Source organism: Acinetobacter sp. NIPH1876 (assembly GCF_022808535.1).
GTDB lineage: Bacteria > Pseudomonadota > Gammaproteobacteria > Pseudomonadales > Moraxellaceae > Acinetobacter > Acinetobacter higginsii.
This window is the reverse complement of sequence record NZ_JALGBR010000006.1, coordinates 25,958-50,853: the sequence shown is the minus strand read 5'-3', so window position 1 is coordinate 50,853 and position 24,896 is coordinate 25,958. Positions and strand designations below refer to the sequence as shown.

18 protein-coding genes and 1 tRNA gene are annotated in these 24,896 nt (G+C 35.7%); 11 read left to right on the top strand and 8 right to left on the bottom strand.

All coding sequences use genetic code 11. The features are described 5' to 3' along the window. Window positions 1-139 precede the first annotated feature (139 nt). Complete coding sequence (locus MN869_RS07545; protein WP_033133362.1) at window positions 140-370, top strand: helix-turn-helix transcriptional regulator; 231 nt, start codon at window positions 140-142, stop codon at window positions 368-370. A gap of 612 nt (window positions 371-982) precedes the next feature. Here the strand turns inward: MN869_RS07545 and MN869_RS07540 are convergent. Further along, window positions 983-1,252, bottom strand: a complete 270-nt coding sequence (locus MN869_RS07540) for a helix-turn-helix transcriptional regulator (RefSeq protein ID WP_033133329.1) — start codon at window positions 1,250-1,252, stop codon at window positions 983-985. A 100-nt stretch (window positions 1,253-1,352) separates the two neighbouring features. Between MN869_RS07540 and MN869_RS07535 the strand changes: the two genes are divergently transcribed. The 10 genes from MN869_RS07535 (at window position 1,353) to MN869_RS07490 (ending at window position 13,673) form a co-directional block, all read left to right on the top strand. Further along, a complete protein-coding gene (locus tag MN869_RS07535) occupies window positions 1,353-1,793 on the top strand; it encodes an NINE protein (protein WP_033133328.1) in 441 nt (146 codons plus the stop codon). A gap of 85 nt (window positions 1,794-1,878) precedes the next feature. Continuing rightward, window positions 1,879-2,403, top strand: coding sequence for a hypothetical protein (locus MN869_RS07530; protein ID WP_033133327.1), 525 nt, complete (start codon window positions 1,879-1,881; stop codon window positions 2,401-2,403). A 43-nt stretch (window positions 2,404-2,446) separates the two neighbouring features. Continuing rightward, entirely contained in the window at window positions 2,447-2,749 is a 303-nt protein-coding gene (locus MN869_RS07525) for a hypothetical protein (protein ID WP_227505278.1), read from the top strand. A gap of 688 nt (window positions 2,750-3,437) precedes the next feature. Then, entirely contained in the window at window positions 3,438-4,607 is a 1,170-nt protein-coding gene (locus MN869_RS07520) for a site-specific integrase (RefSeq protein WP_033133325.1), read from the top strand. Window positions 4,608-4,672: 65 nt separating this feature from the next. Then, window positions 4,673-6,790: a DEAD/DEAH box helicase gene (locus MN869_RS07515; RefSeq protein WP_033133324.1), complete on the top strand. Its 2,118-nt coding sequence runs from the start codon at window positions 4,673-4,675 to the stop codon at window positions 6,788-6,790. A gap of 555 nt (window positions 6,791-7,345) precedes the next feature. Next, window positions 7,346-10,360, top strand: a complete 3,015-nt coding sequence (locus MN869_RS07510) for a DEAD/DEAH box helicase family protein (RefSeq protein WP_033133323.1) — start codon at window positions 7,346-7,348, stop codon at window positions 10,358-10,360. Between the two features lie 1,824 nt (window positions 10,361-12,184). Beyond that, window positions 12,185-12,583 (top strand): hypothetical protein, encoded by a 399-nt coding sequence (locus tag MN869_RS07505; protein WP_005203125.1) that lies wholly within the window; start codon window positions 12,185-12,187, stop codon window positions 12,581-12,583. 284 nt (window positions 12,584-12,867) lie between these two features. Next, window positions 12,868-12,944, top strand: a tRNA-Met gene (locus tag MN869_RS07500). Between the two features lie 185 nt (window positions 12,945-13,129). Beyond that, window positions 13,130-13,363, top strand: a complete 234-nt coding sequence (locus tag MN869_RS07495; protein WP_004807806.1) for a hypothetical protein — start codon at window positions 13,130-13,132, stop codon at window positions 13,361-13,363. Between the two features lie 100 nt (window positions 13,364-13,463). After that, window positions 13,464-13,673, top strand: coding sequence for a cold-shock protein (locus tag MN869_RS07490; RefSeq protein ID WP_004807805.1), 210 nt, complete (start codon window positions 13,464-13,466; stop codon window positions 13,671-13,673). Window positions 13,674-13,858: 185 nt separating this feature from the next. Here the strand turns inward: MN869_RS07490 and MN869_RS07485 are convergent, their stop codons facing one another. The 7 genes from MN869_RS07485 to MN869_RS07455 all read right to left on the bottom strand — a co-directional run bounded on the left by MN869_RS07485 (window position 13,859) and on the right by MN869_RS07455 (window position 24,880). Beyond that, window positions 13,859-15,010 (bottom strand): catalase family protein, encoded by a 1,152-nt coding sequence (locus MN869_RS07485; protein ID WP_033133320.1) that lies wholly within the window; start codon window positions 15,008-15,010, stop codon window positions 13,859-13,861. A gap of 107 nt (window positions 15,011-15,117) precedes the next feature. Then, window positions 15,118-16,224, bottom strand: coding sequence for an FAD-dependent monooxygenase (locus tag MN869_RS07480; protein WP_033133319.1), 1,107 nt, complete (start codon window positions 16,222-16,224; stop codon window positions 15,118-15,120). Next, window positions 16,225-19,251: a LodA/GoxA family CTQ-dependent oxidase gene (locus MN869_RS07475; RefSeq protein WP_033133318.1), complete on the bottom strand. Its 3,027-nt coding sequence runs from the start codon at window positions 19,249-19,251 to the stop codon at window positions 16,225-16,227. 321 nt (window positions 19,252-19,572) lie between these two features. Next, complete coding sequence (locus MN869_RS07470) at window positions 19,573-19,866, bottom strand: hypothetical protein (RefSeq protein ID WP_005203129.1); 294 nt, start codon at window positions 19,864-19,866, stop codon at window positions 19,573-19,575. 358 nt (window positions 19,867-20,224) lie between these two features. After that, window positions 20,225-21,124, bottom strand: a complete 900-nt coding sequence (locus MN869_RS07465) for a DUF4882 family protein (RefSeq protein WP_005316156.1) — start codon at window positions 21,122-21,124, stop codon at window positions 20,225-20,227. 154 nt (window positions 21,125-21,278) lie between these two features. Next, window positions 21,279-22,307 (bottom strand): fimbrial protein, encoded by a 1,029-nt coding sequence (locus MN869_RS07460; RefSeq protein ID WP_033133361.1) that lies wholly within the window; start codon window positions 22,305-22,307, stop codon window positions 21,279-21,281. Next, on the bottom strand, window positions 22,304-24,880 hold the full coding sequence (locus MN869_RS07455) for a fimbria/pilus outer membrane usher protein (RefSeq protein WP_164467923.1): 2,577 nt from the start codon (window positions 24,878-24,880) through the stop codon (window positions 22,304-22,306). The genes MN869_RS07460 and MN869_RS07455 overlap by 4 nt, the downstream gene beginning before the upstream one ends. Window positions 24,881-24,896 lie beyond the last annotated feature (16 nt).

The following is a 24,896-nucleotide window of genomic DNA, read 5'->3' as shown; positions in this document are numbered from 1 at the left end:
TATTATTTTCATGATCTTTATAACTAGGAATGATCATGAAGATAATTTATTTAGTACCAAGCAACGTCCCAGTTTCAAACAATCTTTGTTCGCTCCAGCCCTATATTTTGAGCTTTGCGCTAATCGGGAGCGAATCAGAATGACACAAATTTTGCAGCAATGGCTCAAAAAAGAAAGAAAATCTAAAGGAATTTCGAAACTAGAATTATCCAATAGCCTAAGCAAACCTGACTCATATGTCGGTGATGTAGAGCGGGGTGTATATGCATTGGATATTATTGAGTATGTATATTATTGCCAAGCGCTAGGGAGTGATCCAAAGCAAGGAATACAATACATCAGCAACGAGCTAGAAAATCAGCAAAAGTGATTCTGCTATTTTACGGGTTTATTATATTTTCTACAGTGTTGGTTTTGGATGGGGAGTAAAAAATCTATAATGCAAAAATTGGTAAAAGCCTTGCTTTACAAGGATTAGTGTCCAAAAACTAGGGGGAATTTTCTTATATAGTAATTCATATAATATAAATTTCACCCCCTGCAGTAGATCAATCCCAATTCTTCTAGCAAAACGAAATAAATCTACCCTTGATTTACATATTATTTTAGTGAATTGCTAAGTAAATAATCTATGTAGCAATGAGATTCATAAACGTGAACAGGAGTACAGATGAAATATTCGCATCATTTAGAGTGTGTTGCAGATGCTATTGCACTCATTCCAACAGAGAAGGCACAGACTTTGGCAAACGCACTTTACACGTGTAATAACTCAGAACGAGATACTCTTGAGAAGCTAATTGCTATAGGGCGTATCCTGATCTAATCTTATTCACCTCACAATTGATCCCGATGTACGAAAAGTACATCGGGATTTTTTATGCTTGCATTCATATTAGGAGAAAGGCCATGTAGCAGACCAATTAGCATGAAAATATCTAGATTGTCGTGGATGAATGATTCGCCCAACAATACTGAACGCTTAGGTTGAAGATATGGAGTTATTTTCTTTTGGAAGTTCATTCTGAATTAATTCCACCCCAATTTGGGGATCAATACCCAAAGTATGACAATACCATACATATTCTACGACATCTAAACGGCGTTCACCTTGTTCAACTTTTTGGATAAACGAATGAGGTTTGTCCATGCGTTCTGCTAGAGCACGCATAGACAGATTTCTAGCTTCACGTTCTTGTTTCAACCAACTTCGCAAAGCAAGCATTTCATTGGTATAGATACTATTTGTCATTGTACCTATTTAAGATACATTGACCTTTGTACCCAAAATAGGTACATTGTATGCGTATCTCTATCATCATTTAATTCAAATATTTATAAGTCAGGTATATATGGAAGGAAAAATCCTTGGAATTGATACTGTCCAAAATAAAGCAGTAATCATCACAAAAAATAGTGAACGTATTACATTTGATTTGTACGAATGGCGTGGCGCTATTCCAATAAAAGAAGGCTTAGAAATTGATTATGAGCTTAATGATTCGAGTCATGCGATTAATGTGTATCCTTCTCTAGCTGCCACCACAGTAGTGCAGAAAAAGGAAAAAACAAAAGTTGCATTACTACTCTTAACCTTGGTTGGCGGTGGTTTAGGAGCACATAAATTCTATGTCGGTTCATGGGGGTGGGGAATTGTCTATCTTTTACTTTGTGTACTATATATCCCACTCATATTAAGCTTTATCGAATTTGTTCGTTATTGCTTCTTATCTGAACAAGAGATCAATGAAAAAGTTAGAAATCTGAATGGGCCATTTTCATGGCTTTGGTGAATTAGCTTCTTACTGATTCGAAATATATGTCCCGATGTACGAAAAGTACATCGGGATTTTTTATACCTAAATTTTGGAGACAAATATGCAACCACGTGTACCCGATAAAATTAATCACTGTTTAATCAATACTATAGTCTGTCCAAAACTATCAGAACGATCAAAAGGGAACTTACATTATCAAATATGGCGAAATAATGATGATGCATCTTTAGGAATAGCGATTAGCAAAAATGAATCATCAGGTGGATTTAGCGGAGAATTAGTCAAAATAGAAGATATTCTTCAGATACTTTATGCATTACGAAAAAGTGGAAAAGCCTTTCATGCAACCGCGTTGAAAGGACTTTTCATCGGTAAGTCAGCAAATAACCCATGCTTTCTAGCTGCAATTCTCGTTGATCAGAAAGTCGTTCATCCTCATCCCAATACGCAACGATTATTAGAGGTGAGTGATGATTCTGAATTTTGGCTAAAAAGGCTCAATGATGCATCATCTGCATCACTATCCAAGGTACTAGCCGATGATGAGAAAAAAGCAATCGATACAAAATCTATCACTGATAAGCCGAAACACGGACGTTCTGAAACATCAAAAAAGGAGGGATAGCGAGATGAATATTGTCAAAAGTAAGCGTGATTTAGAACATGTGATGAATCAAGCTATACGTTTAGCAATATCTAGTGCGATTGATCGAATCGAAATAGAGTATCAAGAAGACTACCAAGCCACCCAACATGGGTGGTTTGTTGTTTTAGAGCATACCCATGAACTTAGCGTACCTATTGCAGGTTTAACGTTCTCAATTCTGGACAAACTAAATGCTAGTGAAATTGAATACGTTGAGAAATGCCCACATGCTTGTGAAGTGTATATCACCCTTAATGATACTGAAGGTGTATTGATCTACATTCCTGATCAAATCTATTCAAGTTTGGGTATAAATAATCTGTAATGATGCTTTGGCATACTCTAACCAGTAGCACAGCGCAGGGAATAATCGAATAAGCCCTTGAGTTATGTCTCTCTAGTTTGTTAAACAGCATCCTATAAATCTAAACACCAGCTTTAAACCGTAAGATGAACCGTAAAACTTTTTGGGTTTTGCGGGAATTCTGATTTAGGTATGCAACACAAGGAAAAATGTATGGGCCAAATAGAGAGAAGGAGGGTCTTGTAGTTCTTAGTTCAAATCATGAAACTTGTCAATCACTAAAAAGGCGTGATTGAAATTTAACCAGTCGAACTAAGAAAACCAGTTTTTTACAAAAAAAATTCCTAAATTTATTCAATAGCTTATGAGAGACCGATTTTTCGTATTGTCAAATAATTTTAAAAAAAGTGATTTAATAAATTATTGAATTATATGGTAATTTATTTTTGTTTCAAAAAGTAAAAAAATAGGTCCTCAAGAGCTAATCTTTACATCGAACTCACTATCTTGCACCATATTTTCAACTTGTTCAGTTAGGAAATTCTTTTGCTTCTTTGGGCTTTTGAACTTAAAGACTATTTAAATTCAGAAACCAACACCAGTCATCAATGAAATATTCGTTGACCTATTCTTCCCTATTTTGACTCATTTTTGAATCATGGCCTTTAACGGTCAGGGAGATTTGTTTGCCTAATTTTTGGAGAAATCTATGAATGCGAAACTAAAATTGGATGAAGTACTCGTGATGAGTATCATTTGTCCTCAAACTAAACGTGAGTTAGAAATAACTGATCATCTAGTCAAAGGACTCAAACTTGTAGTTACTCGTCTGGGTAAAAAGACTTGGTTATTTCGTTATGTGTTTAACGGAACCAAGCGTGCAATGAAATTGGGAAATTATCCAGAATTATGTTTAGAAGACGCAAGAATCATTGCCGCATCAAATAATAATTTACTGAGAACAGGTAAAGATCCACAGCATGAACGTGATGTGCAAAAAGCAATGCCGACAGTAACCGAGTTTTTTACTAACTCATATTATCCGCACTCACAGAAACGTAAACGCTCACACTGTGATGATTTATCACGGTTTAACAATCATCTGCGCGATCCGATTGGTCACCTTCCATTAAATCAAGTTGAAGCAGTTCATGTCATGCAAATTCTTGATCAAGCAAAAGATTCAGGCCTATCTCATGCAACGATTAATCGTATCCGTGCATTACTTTCTGTAATGTACAGCTATGCAATTGATCTTGCTTTATTAGAAAGGAATCCAGTCTCGCGAGTTAAGAAATATAAAGAGGTCAATCAGATTGAACGTTTCTTGACAGAGCAAGAGTTACCACGACTTATGCAAGTATTGAATACACCTGCTCAATATGGAATTGATAATCTCGTTGTTGTGGCAATTGTAAAAGTTTTATTACTAACAGGTATGCGTAAAAGAGAGGTCATGGATATGAAGTGGGCTGATGTTGATTTGTCCTCAGGCCATTGGAAGCTTGAAAATAACAAATCAGGTAAACCACGCTTGATACGTTTAGCAAGTGAAAGTTTGGCAGAAATTAGAAAAATGTTACCACGTCAAAGTGAGTATGTTTTTGCTAATCCGCAAACAGGACAAGCATTCAATGATATTCGTAAATGCTACGACAAAATCATGAAAGCAGCAGGGATACCAAACATGCGAATTCATGATTTGAGACATAACTTCGCAAGCATGGCTGTCAATAAGGGACTAAGCCTTTATGTTGTTCAGCATCTACTTGGTCATGCTTCACCACAAACAACCCAGCGCTATGCCCATCTGAATGGGGAAGTCATGTTAGATGCCTACCAAAAAGTCGCTGAAATTGTAAATCAAGCGTCTATCTAAGCCAACAACCTAACCACCAAGTCAAATTTTATTGGGTATGAAAAACCATACCCTTAGGAGAACTCATGCCAAATTTAGTAAATAAGATGGAATTTAACTTAACTGAAGGCCAAATGATTGCGGATCATTTGGAAGCAATTGAAGTCGGTACAACATTTCTCGAAGCTTCTACTGGGACAGGAAAATCAACTTTTGTCATTAAGACACTCATGCCACAACAGCATGTCGTTATGCTATGTCCTAAGGTATCTCAGGTAAAGCAACTGGAAAAAATGTATGTAGATCAGGGGATTATTTTCTGTCACGGAACAATGAAATTTACAGAAGAGGAATTGTCAACAAACCATATAGTGGCAACATATGATCAGTTAGCTAAAATTAAGCAATATATCCGACCAGATTCAATTTTTGTGGTAGACGAAGTGCATCAGCTTTATTGTGCAGGCGCTTATAGAGGAAAGGCATTAAATGAAATCTTAACATTTATAAAAAATAAGCATGTAAGCAAGGTGTTGTTGGTGAGCGCAACACTTACTATGGAGATTTTTGATAAGTTATCAATTTCGATAGATCATATTTATCAGTTCACTCAAGAAAATCCAATTCAACGACATATTATTTTGCAACAATATGTACATGAGCATCCTCTAAACTGCCTTAAGTTTATCATTAATCGAGTTAAACAGATAAAATCTGAGGGCTCTAAACGGATCATCTTTATTAGGATTAATGATAAAAAGAAAGCAGAGGAATATCGTTTTTTCTTGGAAAAGCAAGGTATCCCTACACTTGTTGTAAATCGAGCAAAGCAGGGGAATGAAGCCATAGTTGAGATGATTAACACAGCTCGATTATCGACTGAGTACAACGTAATTTTGACAACATCTGTTTGGGATGAAGCAGTAAATTTTTTGAATAGTGATAATGAGATTGATAGTATCCATATATTGGGGGGTAATACTCATACAGATGAAATTACTCAATTTATAGGCAGAACGCGTTATGCAAATCCGCCAATCTATATTCATCTAGATCAAGAAGTCGATCACTCCCCAATCGATGATCTGGCAGCTTATCATGAGCAACGTGTATGGCTGATGGATACAGATCTTGCTACTAATCTAGAGATTTTAGAAAGTGGTAAAGAATTTGCTGAGCATATTAGACAAAAGAAATCAGTCAAAGCCGAAAAACTTGTAGAGGCTATCAATAAGATGCTCAAAGACTCGAAGAGTATAGAAGGTCTAGGGTGTATTCGTGATGAAATTAATATCAATAATGCAGTTGTCGCAGCTAAGGCATTCGCAATAGATACGCAGAACTTATATTCTAATATTAAATATTTAGAATATAGATTGGCTTGTGCGAATCAAGATGCACATATTACTAGGGAAGTATGTCGAGCGGAAATTGATGGCGAATTGAAGAGAGCTTACGCTGACATTACGAATGAACTGCAAAAACTAAAGGAAGAGAAGACACCAAAAGTTGGTAAACAATTTCTCAAGGATACTAGACAAGTTCACAGAGTTACTTTGCATGGAAAGCAGATTTTGCAAAATCCACAGGCAATTCCTTATTTAAAAGAGGACTCTGAGATTGAATTTGATCTGTATTATCATATGGCTGAAGTATCAATTTACGTTAGTAATATGCATGATATTCTTGAGATATTACGGAGGGATAGCTACAAGACTGTAAAAAAAGTTGGGCATGAATATCAAAATCATCCAATCATTAAAATACTTATGGATCAGATTGCTAAGCACATATTCATAAATGATCAAGCATCTAAGACATATGATGTAAAAGCATTGGAGAAGTTGATTAATCAAGGGTTAAGAAAGCTTGATAAAGATGAGTCAACCAAGTTTGCTCTAGGCATCAAAAGCCATAAATATTTTGAGTTAGACCAAAGAAATAAGATCGTTCTTAAATCTAACCAAGCCGTAAATTTTGTTAAAAGATACTGCCATGTTACGATCAAAAATGATCATAAATCATATAAAGACAAAGTCGTAACTTTTGTGGGATTAGGTTGGGGAGGCTATCAATATAACGGGCTTTCATATATTGAACCGAACAAACCACAATGTATTGAACTAGAGGGTGAGAGGATAGATGCTCAATCTGGTCAATTACTTAGTGACATATCCGAGTTAACGCAAACTGTGGCAGCTTGATAAGAAGTAAGACCGTAGACAAGTGATGAAATATCAGTCTACGGTCTAATAATTGTGTGCAGGTGAATTATGAGATTGCTTAGATTTACTGTTTGGGATAGGAATTCTAAGAGAAGTTTCTTTGTAAGAATGCCTTCGTTTACTTTATCATTAAGTCCTATGTTTAGCTATGCCTTTAATTCATCTACTAACTTTATAAGGCAGCCAGAACTAACGACATGATTATGTTGCATCCATCCAGTAACGAATTAGTGAAAGAAGGTACCAAAGTGCTATGTTAATTACTGATGAGCAAGGCAAAACCATCTATTTCTTTGAAAATATTTGGGAATAAATTAGAAATACCTACAAGCAAAAAGCAAATTTCACTATTCAATGGTCTAAATTAGGGAAGAATTAGCTAGAGAGCTAGTCGAAAGTGAAAAAATCAGAATTCATTAGAGTAACTTACTTTTTTAGTTATAAATTATTCTTTATGAATATATTCGATAAGGTATTTAACTTTAAAGAAAAAAATATTAAAGTTAGCAGTTTAGAAAAACTACTTGTAAGAATATGATTGAAAAAATTAGTACTGAATTAATAGATAAATTAAGAGATTGTCAGATTAACAGTGTTAAGGTGATTGGAAACTATTTAAATTCAGATAGCACTAAATCTTGTTTAATTAGTTTACCTACGGGTGCTGGTAAGAGCGGTGTTATATGCACTGTAAGCCATTATTCTAAAGATGATAAAATTCTTGTTGTGACACATAGAAGGGCTGTCTGTGATCAATTATATGAGGAGTTAAGTGGGAGTTTTTTTGAAAAACTATTACCTCAAGAGCCTAATTATAAAAATTATTTGAAAAAAAATATTTTTAATAAAATTAATGATATCTCGCAAGATGGTATTTATTGTACAACTTTTCAAAAAATAAATAGTTTAAGTGAGGATGAGTTAATAAATATAAAAAATAATTTTAGTCTTATATTAATTGATGAGGGCCATGTCGAACCATCGCCAAAATGGAGTGAGGTAATAAGGAAGCTAAATAAGAAAAAAATTATCATAACAGCGACACCTTATAGAAATGATTTATATAGTTTTGATATAGATGCTAATTATAGCTATATATATACGTTTAAATCTGCAAGTGGAAATAATGAAATAGTATATCCAGTTTTTAAAATAACTAATAAGTCGAAGCTAATACATGAAATTAAAAAAATAATTAAAAAACAGCCCAATTCAATTTGTATTGTTAAATGTAAAAATTTTTCGGAAATTGAAAGGTATTATGATGATTTTAGTTCTCATTTTAAAACAATAGCAATTCATGATCAATATGATAATAAGAAAAAGAATAAAATAAATTTTGTACCAAAAAAATTACTAGACTTAAAATATGAAGTTTTTCTTCATCAGAAGAAACTAGATGAAGGTATTGATATACCAGAAGCTAAAATTTTAGTACTTACTTATTCAGTAGGAAGTGGAAAGGAATTAGTACAAACTACAGGAAGAATAGTTAGAAAATATGAAACCTATAAATCTACAATTCTAGATATATCTGGGGATAATAATAAAAAATTATGGAAGAGTTACATTGAATTTGATGAATATTTATCAAATGAAAAATCAGTAGAAAAATTTTTAAGAACTCTTGATACAAAAAAATTTATTGAAAATTATTTAAAAGAATTTCCTGAGAAAAGCTATTTTGAATCAAATTTTAGAAGAAAATTCGATTTTAATAATTTTAATCCTAAAGAATCATTAGAAATTCCAGTAGCTTCTGTATGTTTTTATAATAAAGAAAATGAATTTGATATCAATGTTTGTCTTAATAAGTTGGAGTCGGAATTTAATAGAGAAGGTGCTTTAGCTAAATCGTATAAAGAGCTTGGAGTTATTGTGGCTATTTTTTTTAATAACTCTAAATATCTAAAAGATAGTCTTTTTTTTGAACCAACTTTGGAAATATTTATTATCAGAGAATTACAGGATATGATAGCTATTTTTGATAGTCGCAGTCATAAATATAGCAATAGAAAAGATCTTAAAATTTTGAGTACAATTGGTGTAGAAAAGTTATTTACAGTTATTTCGGGAACCGAAAAAATTGTAACTAAGCGAGCCAACACAAGGGCACTTCAAAATAATCTAAGTCGCCCAGAGAGTATATCTATAAAAGGAAAAAATTTAGAACTAATTAATCATGAACAGTCAAATTCTGGTTATGCAATAACTACTACTGTAGTTTCAAATGTTGGAGATAATGGTAAACCTATTTCTACATATTATCTAGGTGTGGCATCAGGGAGAATATCTGATCAAAAGAAATTGGGAATTTCATATGAAGAGTTTATAAACTGGATTGATAGTATAAATAGTTGCTTGCAATCTAATGGGGAAAATGAAAGTAATTTTATTAATTCATTCTCTCAGTCAATTAATTATACTCCAGTGGAAAACCCTGTAGCTTGTGTTTTTGATTTTACTGATGAGAAATATGTTGATTTAGGGGTTGAATATAAAGGTGTGAAGGAATCTATTGATAATAGTTATATATATAAATCGTATAGTGATGGGGTTTCTTTTTTTGAATTTTCTGATGGTTCAAGTAGTGATGAGATGGTCGGGAAGTTTATTAAATTTTCATTTGATGAAAACCTTGATTTAATTATAGATTATGATAAAGACTTAATTTTTTTTAATAATGGAAGTAAAGTTGAAATATCTGAAATCTTAAACAATGAGAGTGTTAAGCTTTTATATAGTGATAGTACAGTTTATTTGGAAGGCAATTTTTATAAACAAAAACTTCCAACTGAAACAGGTAGGTTTAATCAAAATATAGTCAGAAATATTATTTCGTTGGATTGTTTGAAGCAACCAAATTTATCTGAAAAGGATGAAGATAATATTCTAAATGATAATTTTAGTGAGAATTCAGTTTTTTATTTAATCGATAAAGTTTCAAATATTAAAAATAAAAATGTAAGCCTTGATGATTTAGGTGAGTTTTATCAGTATATTCCAAATATAGATTTAGTACTTTGTACCGACATGGGAACCGAGCCAGCAGACTTTATTCTTTCCTCTAAGGATAAAGTTGTTTTTGTTCATGTAAAATGTGGCGGTAGTGCATCAAAACCCCAATCTTCAGCAGGAGCTCTTTGCCAAGTTGGAGGCCAGGCATTAAAAAATATACATTTTTTACGTGACTATAGGCCTTTAAAATATGGAAATATTACTACTCTTAAAGAAGACTGGCCGAGATTAAATGGAAATAAGTATCAAAATAAGCTAAATCGTATAAGATTGTTCAATAAAACTTATGATATAAATCATAATCTTGATGAAGTGCTAGATACAATTAATACGAGAAAAATTGATCCTTTAGTAAGTAAAGAAATATGGGTAGTTGTCGGTAATGCGTTCTCACGACAACATTTTACAAGCCAATTGAAAATGCCCCTAGAAGCTGTCTCAGAAACAATTCAAGCCTATCAACTACTTGATACTTGGTTTAATCAAGCTAGTGCACTGAATGTAGATTTGAAGTTTTTTACTTCAGAATAAGAATTTTTTAAGCTGCATATCAGAAGTTGCTAAACAATTTCTCAAGGATACAAGACAAGTTCACAAAGTTACTTTGCATGGAGAGCAGATTTTACAAAATCCACAGGTAATTCCTTATATAAAAGAGGATTATGAGATTGAATTTGATCTGTATTATCATATGGTTGAAGCATCAATTTACGTTAGTAATATGCATGATATTCTTGAGATTTTACGGACGGATAGCTACAAGTCTGTAAAAAAGTTGGGCATGAATATCAAAATCATCCAATCATTAAAATACTTATGGATTAGCTTGCTAAGTACATTTTCGTAAATGATCAAGCATCTAAGATATATAATGTAAAAGCATTGGAAAAGTTGATTAATCAAGGGTTAGGAAAGCTCGATAAAGATGAGTCAACCAAGTTTGCTCTAGGCATCAAAAGTCATAAGTATTTTGAGTTAGACCAGAAGAATAAGATCGTTCTTAAATCTAATCAAGCCGTAAATTTTGTAAAAAAATACCGCCATGTTACGATCAAAAACGATAAGAAACCTTATGAAAAAAGATCGTATCTTTTGTAGGATTAGGTTGGGGAGGCTATCAATATAACGGGCTTCCCTATATTGAACCCAACAAACCACAGCGTATTGAACTAGAGGGCTCGATCTGGTCAGTTACTTAGTGACATATCAGAGTTAACGCCAACTATGGCGGCTTGATAAGAAGTTAGACCGTAGACAAGTGATGAAATATCAGTCTACGGTCTAATCATTTTACTACATCGCTGTAAAAGTAGTTATGGTCAGTTACGGTCTATAAAAAATGCATTGTTATCTATGGTTTATCGCTACGGTCTTCAGGTCTAGCTACGGTAAATCTTAGGTAATTACTGTATATGCAAAATGATAAAACATTATTTCTTATGCATTTATTACTTTTGCGGCTAAGCTTTTTTTGATCAGATTTCTATCAAAATATTGAAAATTCTTTATATTTCTTTGAGTTGTAAATAAATTACCTACGGTCATTTGCCAGTCATGTATTTCTTGGTTTCTATGAAAGTAAGTTGTTGATATTTATTAATATAAATAAGGTTTTATCTGAACTCATAATCCGTTGGTCCCGTGTTCAAGTCACGGTGGGCCCACCATATATATCAAGCACTTACATGCATTAATTGTAAGTGCTTTTTTATTGGCTAAATTTATGTAAGCGCTATGTAATCAGTAAAATTAACAATTAAGAGTGGAAACAAGATCTATCTAAGTTTGGAAGATGTTGAATATTATTTATAGTTTTGCTAAATCAATTCAATGTACATCGAAATTAGTGAACAAGACTTTTTAAATAATTTGATGATCTAAACCTGCTTTTAGCCTAAGTCAGTTAGCTATGATTAGAGGATGATAAGAAAATGACTATTTATATTCCCGACAAATTTACTATGAATTATTTTTACAAGAAAAAGATGAATAATAAAGAGTGAAATGAAATCTATTCTATAAGCTTAAATATCTTCGGCAGGGTGACGGGTTGAAATATTTTTATTAGATATATTGTATTTTTTATATTACAAAGTAAGCTTGAAGCTAATTAAAATTTAAAGTCACTTATAGTTGTAAGAAAAATTATTTTTTTATAAAATATAGTTATATTCGATACTTAAGTGAATTTTATCCAATTTAAGAATCTAACTTAAAAGTATAAGAAATCGTCCCTACAATAATTTATACAATTATAGATACTTTTCAATTTTGTCATACTCCATTATTTTTGCTATATTATATTTTTTGATTTTATAGATTATTAAAGTGAAGAATATCTTAGCTTTCACCATCATGTTAGGTTTATTAGGGTGTGAAAGTTTTGAAGATTATAAGAGCAAAGACTCTAATATTATTACAGAATTTGATTCTTATATAATTGAGAATGATAATCGAAAAAATGTGAGAGATTTGAGTAAAAGCTCTGCTTATATTCGGAAGTCCGAAATTAATTTAAATAAGGAAAAACTGATTGAAAAGTGCAAAAAACTCGTACTTTCGAATGTAACAAAGAAAAAGACGGTTAGTTTTAATGATAATTTACGTGGTAATTACTATATAAATCAAAAAAGTGGAGATGTGTATATTTACCTAGAGTTCTGTGCCGAAAATGAGTTGGGTAATGCACAAGAATTCAAAGGGAAGTGTATATTTTCTATAGATGGACAGACTCAAGTAAATATTTTTGAATAGTTGATACTAATTTATTCGCTCTAAATGAAAAGGGCTAAACCTCTAAAAATGAGGGGGAATTTATGTAGCTATACTTTGAATAGGCAATACTACATATTACTTTTTTCACTTTCTTCTTATTTTTATCTAACTTTAGTGAAAAACTGATACAACTCAAATTGAAGTAAAAGTGCCGTTAAACTCAAAAATATTGATAAATCGACTGTAAATTGAGCTCTTGTTGCTATTAATCAATATTAAACTTGCATAATTAAGTTAAAGCGCCTATAAAGCTAACTCGTCGGTGCGGGATGGAGCAGTCTGGTAGCTCGTCGGGCTCATAACCCGAAGGTCGTTGGTTCAAATCCAGCTCCCGCTACCAACCGACTTAATTAATTTTGCTCTGTGATGTATTTATAGTTGCTATTCTGGAAAGAACAAATAGCAATTGAATTAGCTTACATAATCCTAAATAAAGCTAAAAATTATTATATTCTAGAAATGCAGTTATCTTCTTCTCATCTGTCTAGCGTTATAGTAAATCGAATCAATCACATGAGCTCAGAAATGAGTGATTTTGTGTTAAAAATTATTAATGAATGGCGTATGGCCAAAGCCAGTAATGGCAATGAAATTTGTGTGCAAATTATCCCACTTAAACGTCAACAGAATACGTTGTTAGGTTTTAAATGGGTTGAAGTTGGAAAGAGAGTACTTCTAGAGTCTGGTCAAGAGATTGATTTTAATTTAGATGGAAAAAGTTTCTACACTGATGTTAACCAGCTTTATCGTTTGACATAGATAATTCACACAATGGTAGTATCTTTTTTAGTAAAGATAGATTGGATCAAAATTTAAGGTTTTGATCCATAAATAAACAAAGTTTAAAAGGTTTAAAAGTATGTCTGATAAAGCTACTGGTACTGTTAAGTGGTTCAACGAAACTAAAGGTTTTGGTTTTATTCAAGCTGATTCTGGCGAAGATTTATTTGCTCATTTCAGCGAAATTCAAAGCAATGGCTTCAAGGTTTTGAATGAAGGCCAACGTGTTTCTTATGTTCCTGGACAAGGTAAAAAAGGACCACAAGCAACACTTATCACTGTAATCTAATTAGTTAGAGCAGTGAAAAAGCCCATCGATAGATGGGCTTTTTTATGTTTATTTATTGCACTAGCTTAATTAAATACTATTATAAATTCTAATCTGTTCCTCGATTCTTATGACGAAGTCAAGTTGCTATCAAACTTAATATAAGATCAAGAATGGCCCATTCAATTGAATATCTACAAAAATGTTTATAGTGGTTCTTTTCTTTGAGTAGAATTCATTTCATGTCGGATTGCACTAATATTCTCGTAAATCACTTTACGCAATCTATTTATAGCGCCTAAGGGTCTATGCTCAGGCAGTGAATGCCACGGGGTAAATGAAAGATTCTCACAAAATTCATTCTGAGCAGGCGTATCAAAATTTTGTTGTGGTATATGGATCGTTGCAACTTGATAAAATGGAGCTTGAGCTTCTTTCCATTCAGTCATCGAATCTTCTACGAGCATTTTATTTGATGTTCTCGGTTGGATCAGAAATTCCATACATGCATCACCTTTTTGTAAGCTATTTCGAAGCGCTTCTCTTAAGAAGTCATGATTAGGGTGATCTGGCACTAGTGTTATATTTTGAGAACAAGGCCTTGCTGAATATTTAACTGCCTGACGGTCAGCGCCTAATCCTAATTGATAGGGCACCATTGACCAGTATCGGGCTTGTATTGGATTGGAAATGATTGAGTTTCTCGCTTTAAGCGCATTCATAGTGCCCTGCAAACCTAGGACAAAAGGAATCTGCAATTTTTTGAGCGTACTTTCACTATTTATATTCCGTATAATGGATAAATAGCGATCAGGTTGATTTACAAAAAATACAGGATGATTAATCATAATAAAATCTTGAGTCATTGCTTGATTATCATTCTCCATAATCTTTTTTCCAGTAACGCCTAGAATTTTGATTGCCATGCCGCGCGCATCTTTTTTATTGTCGGCTTGGGTGGCATCTCCTGAAGCATTGGAGAAACGAATCCATGCTGAATATGTTTTATCAGCAATAAAAATGCCTTTCGCTAGGTTTGATGGTAACGATTTTGAGACATGGAATTCTGCCCGAACACAGCCATGTGCTTTAGGATGTGCATCACGTAGCACATGGCCTGCTGCGTACTGTTTACGGATATTTTGTCCAATTTCCTCAGAAATTTGTGCAGCCAAAATACTCTCGTTCGGTTGTAACTTTTCACCTAATTCCGTATCAATGGTTGGATAGGGGATTTTATGTGTATTAGCCACAATGCTTGATTTTTGATGCTGATAAGCGCAACCACTTATACTGATCAGTAGAGGAGTGATTGTGAAAAATAAACCGAAGCGTACTAAAGGCATCAGACCTAACATATATTTGCTCCATAACATAAATCAGTTTAGCAACTTAAAAGATCGTGAGTAGAAGAAATACGCTGATCTAATTGATTTTTATACTTGTGTTCATCATTTGGTCTAGCTTAGCCAGTGGTCATTTGATGTGCTTTCCAAAATGGACTGTTCAACCATCTTTGTTCTTGCTTATATAATGAATATCTTCGATTTTCATAGATTCTAATAATATTATGAGTTTCAGCTAAATAATGTTGATGAGCATCCTTATTTTGATCATATTGTACAATCGTTTCTGCTGCTTTCATTGCGGTATAAATTGCATTAAACAAACCTTGCCCTGCGATAGGATCAAATGCCAATAAAGCATCACCGCAAGCAATCCAGCCTTCCCCTAAACCCTGCTTTAACCAAACACTACGTACATCATGACAACAGATATTTTTTCCAAATTCTAATTTACCAAAAAGCTCAGGTATGATCGCATTGGTTTTAATTATTTCATCCCAGTGTATAGGATAGTTGTGAAGTGCTGCTGCGGTTTTGGGGATTGTGTGATAGCCAAGAACCCATTTTTGTTCTGAAATTTTCCCTGCATATAACCATCCATTTTTATGTGATGAAATGATGGTTTTACTGAGTGAAATACTTTTCTCTGGTTTAAATGTTCGATACAGCGCAACCAATGGTACACCACGATGGCGCTGAATACCGAGTAGACGGATGATTTTTGCGCTGCGGCCTGTTGCATCAACAATCCATTTTGTTGCAATGGATTTGCCACATTCCAATTGAATGTTCCAAATATTACGATCTTTTTTTAAATCCAAAATGTTTGCACTAAATTTTACTATTCCCTCAACATGAGCATGCTGCGCTAAAAGCATATCGAATTTCTGCCGATCAATCCGAAGTCCAAACCCATAGGGATCATGTAAGGCATCAGAAATGATGGGGGACTCGCTTCCCCAAAAAGACATATTTCCACCGACACGAGGTGAATAGTAGCCATTGGCATGCTGCTCTGTTTGTAAATGCTTAATGATTGATTGAAGGCCGAGTTTGGTTAATAAACGAATTGCTGATCCGGGGAGTGTTTCACCAAATTTATGTACCTTATGGCTTGGGTTATCAATGGTGCACACCGATAACCCAGCCAAAGCAAGTTGTCTTGCCGCTATAAGTCCAGCAGGCCCATGACCTGCGATACAAACATCTACCTTTAAGTTATTCATTTAGCGTTTTTGTACACGGACAGAGCGGAATGCCAATAACTGTTCATGACTTGCCCAGCCTGCTTTTTCTAAGTCAGTAAGTGGTTCAACCTTACTTTCTAACAAGTTGGTTGCATGTTCGGCAGCCGTTTTTAATTGACCAGCAATCAGTGTTTCAACATAGATATATTCAGGAATATCTGGATCGTCCTTTACACCTGCACGGACTTCAACAATACCAAGTTCATTAAATTGAGCAATCATACGCTTCATCACTTCGGCAGTATCTGCATTTTGGATTGCGCGTAGCCAACTGTGGCGTTGATTAAAGGCGGCGATACGTTCTTCTCTCGATAGGTCGGGATTTATAACTTTTTGATAGTCTTGTTCCGTGAGAACGTGGTTTGGAACACGGGCTGCCCAAAATGTTGGAAGATAGGGATCGAAATCTGGATCGTATCCAGAGCGGCAGAATGCAGTATCTCCTTGCCATGGGACTGCCATCCAGCGGGTAATACTGCCTGCGACTTGAGCATATAAGGGGCCATCAACTTGCTGAACTTTGATGGGGGTCATTGTTGAGCCATAGTCTGGTTCGGGATTTGTAGCTGCACGTAATCTGATTCTGAATGGTGAACTATACATACTGGCATGACGCATCGGCCATGTCATTTCACAACCGGGATGAAAGGTATCTGCCAGACAATAATGCAAGGCTGCCTGATCTAATGTATGAGGTTGATCTTGTAATGGAACTTGATCTAAAGATGAAGGAGGTTTAATTTCTTCATTAGACCAGTCATCGATAAAATTTCCGTCCACCCAGTTTCGGAGTAGACCTTCTTGTAAACCCGTCATAGTGAGCATATTGCCGGGCCCATTTTCTGGAAAGCTTCCAAACGCATCACCATAAATCCAAGGCCAAATATGTGGCCATTGTACTGGCTCAGCTACGCTAGGTTTGGATGGTCTGAAACTATGCAAGATGGCACGGCGTAATTCACTATATGGATCAGCCAAATTTTTATTCTTTGATTGGAATGAAAGTTTAGCCAGCAGTGCAGGGTTATTAAAATCCATTGGACAGCCTTTGCCAAAGTAGGCTGCAAAACCTTTATTTACCCACTGTAAACCGCCTAGACGTTTCAGGAGTGGCCAAATGTCCTTAGTAAAGGATGGCTTTTCAGGCATCACCATCCAACCTGCATTGACGTAGACATCGCACATAAGGTCGTACATGGTTCGCCAGCTCACAACATCTGGTGCGTAGTTGGGTGGAGCAACAACAACCCACGCAGATTCAACGGGTATCTCGATTCCATTTATGGAAACTGTTGCAGTGACTGGGCCATCGGATGTGTCATCATACCAATCATCAGCATTATTAAAGCTTGGCGGATGGTCTGGATCATAAACAGGTGCATGAGTTGGAGATGCTGATTTACCATGCCCACCTAAAAATAATAAATGTCCATTTTCATCTGTTTGAATTTCACCTAAAGGCACAGTCACAGCCTGTTCCGCTGCTGCTTGGAAAGTTCCAGTATCAAAACGATGTTCAGCACCACCCGAAACATTACGACCAAAAATACTACGTGGGCCTGGATCAATGGCTAATTTATGTCGATTGGCTGGTTTGACTTTGGGATTACGTAGCGTGAACGCATTATCAGGAGCATTGACGGCTTCTGGTATGTCCAGTGCATACTGAAATTGATACCATTCAGCTTTACGGTTGGCAACATGGACAGTCCAGACAATATCTGCATTGTCTGGATTCAGCTCACGGACTACGTCGCCAGCAGCATTGTAGCCATAGATACGGAATCGAGCTGCTTGCCTTTTGATTGCACCAGTCTTATCTCGATAGCTATTGGGCTGCTGGGTTGGGTCTGTTGGAGCATCAACAAGCTCTGGTCCAATAAAAAACTCATTTTCACTGTCACCTACGCGAGCGACCCCAATTGCAGGATGGATTGCTGCACGAACAATCTTGGTATCGATACACGCTGCTGGGGAAATAACAGGACGAGGAGTATCAGGTTCACCTAGAGGTACACCATTTACATTACGGCGTAACTCAGCCGAAGCTGAGTAAACAACACGTCTAGCATCTGCGATAGAACCGACAGGAGCATGTTCAGCAGTGACACGCCAAATATTCATTGCTAAGTTTTCACCATATTCGGCTTGCCCGCGAGCTGAAATATCTTGAATGGGTATGATGATGTCGGCAACGTGAATAGGTGGGCTTAAATCTTCTGGCCAGACGACAGTTGCTTCGTCTAATGGCATACGTTCAGGATCTGTTCTGAGTTGGATCATGAAGCGGAATCGTGCTTCAGAGACTTTTAATCTCGAGATTAAGTCGTTGGCTAAATAAGAAGGGTCATTAGGCGAATGGTTCGGTGGGTCAAGATAAAAAACAGGTTCTAGTTTATATTTTACATACTCATTTGGACCAAATTGAAAGGGTAAACCACTCCAGTAAGCGGAAGCTAAAACACTGGCTACGGGTTTTGCCATTGCATCCAGTAATTCTGAGGTTTTTGGATGAGCTTTTAGATAAGGATCATAATCACCATCGACCACACCAGCTTTGGTAAATTCACACATATCTTTTGCAGTGTCGACAAAAAAAGCATCAAAATTCTGCATCAAGAAATCAAAGGTACTCGCATCAGGGTTACCGAGTATTTTTTTTCCCTCAACATCAAATAGTTTGATCCCGATACCAAGGGTAGATTTGAAGTCCGTATTTGTTGGTGTGGTGTCAGATGAGAAGCGAACCCAGGTCGGGTAACTTTTGCCTAAATTTGAAAATAATCCGACACGGAACTTCTCGGGTAAATCATCACGGATAATGAATTCAGCAGCAGCTACCCCGTGTGGTTTAAGAAATACTGGTCGCATGGCAGGGCATTGACCTTTGCGAATTCTCCCAGCTTGTACCATGTCCACAAACATGGCTTTCAAAGATTCAATCGGGTCTTTTGTACAATCAACACATGGCGTATTGCTGGGCGAATCTGATTTTAAGTGATCCATTTTTTGTCCTTATTATTTTAAAGTGTTTTTATTTTCATCGTTTATGAAATTATAGAAAATATTGTGGGTGGTCAATATGTATGCAATGGAATAAATAAAATAATTCCATATTCTGTTTTAATTAAATTGTTTTTTAAGTTTTTTTATTAAGAATATTTTATTGAAAATAAACAGTGGGTAGTTTTTTTGAATTAATTTTTTAATAAAATCTAAATAAAGCCGAGTATTTGTTAAGTGTTTTTATGATTGGAACAATGTGAACTAATAATTTAAATGTTAATTAGTTCACATATTGATGTATATTTTAGTAACTAGTAGTAACTAGTAGTAACTTGCGATAATAACAGCATTCTTTTTATCTGGTAGCTGTTCGAAGCTAATGTCGGTGGTTGTATTTTTTTGTGTATGAGTGCTTAAGTCACTGAGAGAAATTGATTGAGAATCAATCTTATCTCTGATTTGATTCAACTGCTGACAATCACTAGTGTTATGCTGCTGAGAGCAAGTATCTTCTACTATACTTCCATTCATTTGGATTGTGCTTGCAGAATAACCCACCGAAGCAAATGCCATTAATGATAAAAGTAGGGCAGATTTATAGATATTGTTATACATGTTTATTGCCTTTTATATGATGTATTAAGTATTAATTAACATAAGTATTATTATTAAGGCAATATTAAAATTAAATATTGATTAAATAGTTATTTAAAGTGTGATGTATTTAAAATTTTGCTTTTAAATTGATAATTAATATGTTTATTTGAGTTTGTTAATTGTGTCACATATTTTTGTTTTAATGCGAATTTAAAAACCTGACCTGTCTGGTGTACATTATATGGTCGCTGTAACATATTTTTAAAATTCAAATATGGAACTTAGGTATATCATTACTCTTGAGAAATTATGTTATTACTGTTTTTGTAAGACAAAAAAGCCTAATCGTCGATTAGGCTTTTTGACTCTAACTGGGTTAAATCACATTGCCACAGATGTCTGTTGTACCTTGAGGGTAGCTGAATTGTAGAGCGTTGCGGTCAGTGATCAGCTCAGATGATAGCTCTTGCCCATCTAAATGATTGGAATATATAGAAACTCCGCTATTAATGTTAAAACTAAGATTTTCAAGTGCTGCAGGTAGGGTAGATTGATAGCCTTGATCAGCACCATTGAAGATAAATCCAACCTGTTTTGTTAGCTGGTTGATATAGATACCTAAACGTTGATAATTATCTGTATTACTGGTCACTTTTGTATTCTTGTAATGACCAACTGTCGTAGGTCCAGTACCATCACTAAGTTGATATCTTAATGAATAGAATAATGCAGCTGGATTTTCTCCAAAGTCTGGATCATGAGTTCCAGACTGAAAGCCAAAATCTGAGTGAATTGCATATCCATTATCAGTCATGCCTCTAATCCAGAATGAAGATGTATATGAGGAATCGCCTGTAGGAGGTGGAGTTGGAATTTTTACCTGCATTTCAAATGCAATAATACCTGTCGTAGGTAGAGGAAAATCACCATTATTGTTTGTTGGTTCTAATGCAGCTTTACTGGTTGCGGTGTAGCTGGTGTGGGCTTCTTCTTCAATAGGAGTTGATTTCACTGTAAATCCAAATTTTTGACCATTGATTTCAGGAAATTGAGTGGCTGAAGTGTATCCTGGGTTTTGTAGGTTCCAAGCATCATAATCTTGCTGTGTTGCATCGAAGTTATATTGGCATGTTTGTGCTTGGCTAAAACTACGCAAGTTAAAGTTGCTGGATGTTGTTACTGTTGATTGAGCATTGGAATTATCTTGTGAACTATTTTGATTTTCTCCACAGCCAACTAGGGCTAGGCTAAGTGCAAATATGCTCAGTTTTTTCATTGATTGTTCCTCTGGTGTGTTATTTACGGTTTTTATCAAAAATTAAGTGTGAGAAGTTTTGAAGTTATTAATTTTTAAATTAATAACTTAATTATATTTTTTAAGGTTTTTATAAAAAAAGACCTCTCGTTTGGGAAGAGGTCTTATAAAAAGTTTAATCGTATTGAATGGTTACGGTTGCCATCGCACGGACAGTACCCGCAGTAACATTGGTTGCTGTTTGATAATAACGGGCAGACAGCGGGATATTGTATTGTACAGTTTGGTTTGAGTTGACTGTACCAACATCCAACTTGTCACCTTTGCGGATCACTTGATTTTTATTTTGATATTTCCAAAGAAGTTGTACACCAACACCATTGGCTTTGGTTGAGTTTGGTGCTGTATTGGACATTACTTGGTTGTTGGTACCGTCTTGTGGAAAATCAAAATCTAAACTGATTTGGTTCTTTTCTTCATATCCCGTTGGGTTTTTCCCACCATTACATAAGATATTTAAGTCGAAGGCTTGCTCACCTTGGGTTGAACCAACACCACTAAAGCCTGTTTTCATCACAGTAGGAAGTTGAACCACTTTATTAATATTGCCCTGTAGTTCACAAGAGGAAGAGGCAATGGTAATGGCATTGCCATACACCGTACTTGTTAACCAAGGCGTAACTCCGTATCCGCTAGCATGGTAGGCACTATATCGACCAGGGACTAGAGCACCAGATCCAGTTTGGTTTGCTGTTTTAATAATTTCAACAACAAAATAACCATTTGCAAGTGTATATCTCGTATTTCTTTGTGTTGATGCTCGATATGGATAATATCCAGAGAAATTTGTCGCATTCTCAGCTTCACGATAAAGGCGAATCCCAATACCTTCAATATTAGTAGAATAGATGTTATTCCCTAAAGGACTCAGAGCATAACTTTGAGAAAGATTTGCTTCTAAAGTTCCTCCGTTTCTATCACACCAATAGGTTGAACCATTAGGAGTAATAGGGAAAGTAGCTTTACGCAAAATTTTACCAACCTCATCCGTTGGTCTCACAACGACACGACCCACAGCCATTGAGATATCGACTGTTTTAAATTCTTTACCCCTGTCTATTTCTGGAGTACAAGCAGCATTTGCTTCAGTATAGATACCGAGACCTGCGGTAAGCAAAACACTGTTTAAGAGTAATTTTTTCATTTGCATACTGCCTCAGTCATGATTATGCTTTGTTGGTCGCTAGAAATTTGTGCTGTAACATCATAACTGAAGTGGCACTGTTCATTGGCTTCTTCACCCCATTTTACATACAAATCACCTTTTGGCTCTTGCGTACGTAAATACACCATGCTGCCTTGTGCAACAATACCAACAGACTCATCTTTGGTGTTAAAGACTTGTGCAGCGAACGGTAAGCTTTCACCCGTTGCTGTTTTGGTGTTGATGTAGATGGCATAGCCTTTCTTAGTTGAGAAATCAACTTTAGCAATCGCGCCAGCAAAAGGCGCAATACGTTGGCTGGTTTCTTCTAATTCAACATTGGTCGACATTTCTTGTGGGTCAAGTGTGATGTCATTTAGACGGTATGGTGTTACATAAGGAATCACAGCATAACCAGATTTATTTACACTCAGACCGGTCGTATTATTAACTTTGGCGCCTGCCGCATCTGGGGCATAGACCAATACCATGGTTTGACCTTGTTCTGGGCCAAACAGGATGCCTTTATCATGTGCAACAATACTACCGCTCATACTAACCATTGCTTGTTGATATGAATCAGCGATACTATAAGAACCACCTACTGTCGCAAAGTTGGTACGATAGCGGCTGTTAACGTTAAAGCTCGGATTCTGTCTGTCTTGATGAGATACAGAAGCGCCGTAGTTAAAGCGATCACCGACCATACCGCTCATACCCACTGTGCGGTTGTTTTCAGATACGTTTGCGTTGACATTGACAGAGCTCTTTCTGAAATTCATTGGGAACGAAAGAGTCATCAAATATTCAGTATCACGGGTTTGATTATTTGAACCATATTCGATTTGACGATTGGTCGCAGAAAGGCCATAGGTTAAGCCATGGTAGTTATTGCTATAACCTACTTGGTATTGGCGACTGGTCTCATTACGGTTCCAGTAATCGTTCCATGAACCGACCATATAAATATTACCCCAACCCTCAGGTAAACCTTGGTTCAAGGTAATTTGGAATTCACTACGCTGTTTGCCCACAGCAAAAGTATTCACACCTTTATCTTCAAGATCACGAATAAGTAGGGCATCACGTAACTTATAATAGTTTTCTGTCGAATAACGATATGCTGCCAAAGTTAAGTTGGTATTGGTTGGTGAAATAAGTTTGCTATAACTTAGACGGAAACTTTGTCCAGATTGCGAACCTTGCTTATCAAAGTCAGTATTTGATTGGGTAACGTCAAAAGATACCGCACCAATAGGCGTTGCAACGGCAGCACCTAATAATAGGGCACTGTAGTCTTCAGCCAATTGAAAGCCAGTATAGCCCGTCAAATAGTTGTTAATACCACGTTGGTATTTACCCTGCGTGACCCAAGGTGTTAAATCAATATCACGGTCGCGGAATTCACCTGCAGTGACTGAGTAACGGCTTAATCCAGGACGTAGCATTTGCACGACAGATGCATAAGGAACGGCAAGCTTCTGAATTTCACCATTCGATTCAATAATCGAAACTTCAAGCTCACCACCAAACCCTGTAGGGTAGAGATCATTAATTTCAAAGCTACCCGGTGCAACCGTAGTTTGGTAAATCAATTGACCTTGTTGGCGAACTTCTACTTTCGCATTGGTTTTTGCATTACCACGAATACGGGGTGCATAGCCGAGCATACTATTTGGCAACATGCGATCATCGCTAGAAAAATCTAAACCGCGGTAACCGAATGAGTCAAATAACTCACCATTGGTAAAGCTATCGCCTAAGGTTAAAACGCCACGATATTGAGGAAAAGCACGCTGTAAATAGGTACTGGTAGACTCATAGTTTGATTTCTTTTTGTTATTTTGATCTAGCTCACTTTGAGCACCATCTTGCCATTGCCACTGACCGTTGTGGCGTAATTGCCAGCCAGCAATGTTTGCACCAGCAGTAATCGCCATAAAGGCATTGGTGGTTTCTTTATTGTCATTTAAGCGATTAAAGGTTTTGTAGGCACTACCGCTATAAGATAAAAATCCAGCATTAACTCCACGATCCCAAATACTTGGATCAACATAGCCTTGCGCATTTTTTTGTAATGCAATTTGTGGAATCGAAATATCGACACGCAGGCGTGAGGTATCGAAATCATAAAATGCATTTTCGATCCATTCTTCGATTTTGTAACAACCATTCGGCGCAGCAGATTCTGTACGGTTAACCAGAACTTCTTGTTTTACGCCGTATTCAAGCAATGAGCTTGAAGTGAAACAGGTAAAGGCATTTTGGTTTTGTTCTGCCGAACGAAACATCATTCTTCTTTTGCCGAACCAGTTACCATTGATATAAACATCAACGTTATATTCCCCAGGTAAAACGGGGTTCCCATATTTAAAACGAGAAATATCTACTTTTTGGGCGTCACCGATTAAAAAAACAGAGTCAAATTCTGCTTCCATTGGTGCAGCTTTTTCTGCTGTCTGTTCTACTGCATAAACAGCCATAGGCATCGTGATTGTGACTACCCCAGAAGTAAGGTAATAACAGATACGACGCTTCAAGAATTTAGCTGTTGCATTTTTCTTTGACATAATCGGTTCGCCTATTCAA

Bases quoted from the DNA above. Each gene is read 5' to 3' on its own strand.
- MN869_RS07545 (WP_033133362.1), top strand. From the start codon at position 140: ATGACACAAATTTTGCAGCAATGGCTCAAAAAAGAAAGAAAATCTAAA.
- MN869_RS07540 (WP_033133329.1), bottom strand. From the start codon at position 1,252: ATGACAAATAGTATCTATACCAATGAAATGCTTGCTTTGCGAAGTTGG.
- MN869_RS07535 (WP_033133328.1), top strand. From the start codon at position 1,353: ATGGAAGGAAAAATCCTTGGAATTGATACTGTCCAAAATAAAGCAGTA.
- MN869_RS07530 (WP_033133327.1), top strand. From the start codon at position 1,879: ATGCAACCACGTGTACCCGATAAAATTAATCACTGTTTAATCAATACT.
- MN869_RS07525 (WP_227505278.1), top strand. From the start codon at position 2,447: ATGAATCAAGCTATACGTTTAGCAATATCTAGTGCGATTGATCGAATC.
- MN869_RS07520 (WP_033133325.1), top strand. From the start codon at position 3,438: ATGAATGCGAAACTAAAATTGGATGAAGTACTCGTGATGAGTATCATT.
- MN869_RS07515 (WP_033133324.1), top strand. From the start codon at position 4,673: ATGCCAAATTTAGTAAATAAGATGGAATTTAACTTAACTGAAGGCCAA.
- MN869_RS07510 (WP_033133323.1), top strand. From the start codon at position 7,346: ATGATTGAAAAAATTAGTACTGAATTAATAGATAAATTAAGAGATTGT.
- MN869_RS07505 (WP_005203125.1), top strand. From the start codon at position 12,185: ATGTTAGGTTTATTAGGGTGTGAAAGTTTTGAAGATTATAAGAGCAAA.
- MN869_RS07495 (WP_004807806.1), top strand. From the start codon at position 13,130: ATGAGTGATTTTGTGTTAAAAATTATTAATGAATGGCGTATGGCCAAA.
- MN869_RS07490 (WP_004807805.1), top strand. From the start codon at position 13,464: ATGTCTGATAAAGCTACTGGTACTGTTAAGTGGTTCAACGAAACTAAA.
- MN869_RS07485 (WP_033133320.1), bottom strand. From the start codon at position 15,010: ATGTTAGGTCTGATGCCTTTAGTACGCTTCGGTTTATTTTTCACAATC.
- MN869_RS07480 (WP_033133319.1), bottom strand. From the start codon at position 16,224: ATGAATAACTTAAAGGTAGATGTTTGTATCGCAGGTCATGGGCCTGCT.
- MN869_RS07475 (WP_033133318.1), bottom strand. From the start codon at position 19,251: ATGGATCACTTAAAATCAGATTCGCCCAGCAATACGCCATGTGTTGAT.
- MN869_RS07470 (WP_005203129.1), bottom strand. From the start codon at position 19,866: ATGTATAACAATATCTATAAATCTGCCCTACTTTTATCATTAATGGCA.
- MN869_RS07465 (WP_005316156.1), bottom strand. From the start codon at position 21,124: ATGAAAAAACTGAGCATATTTGCACTTAGCCTAGCCCTAGTTGGCTGT.
- MN869_RS07460 (WP_033133361.1), bottom strand. From the start codon at position 22,307: ATGAAAAAATTACTCTTAAACAGTGTTTTGCTTACCGCAGGTCTCGGT.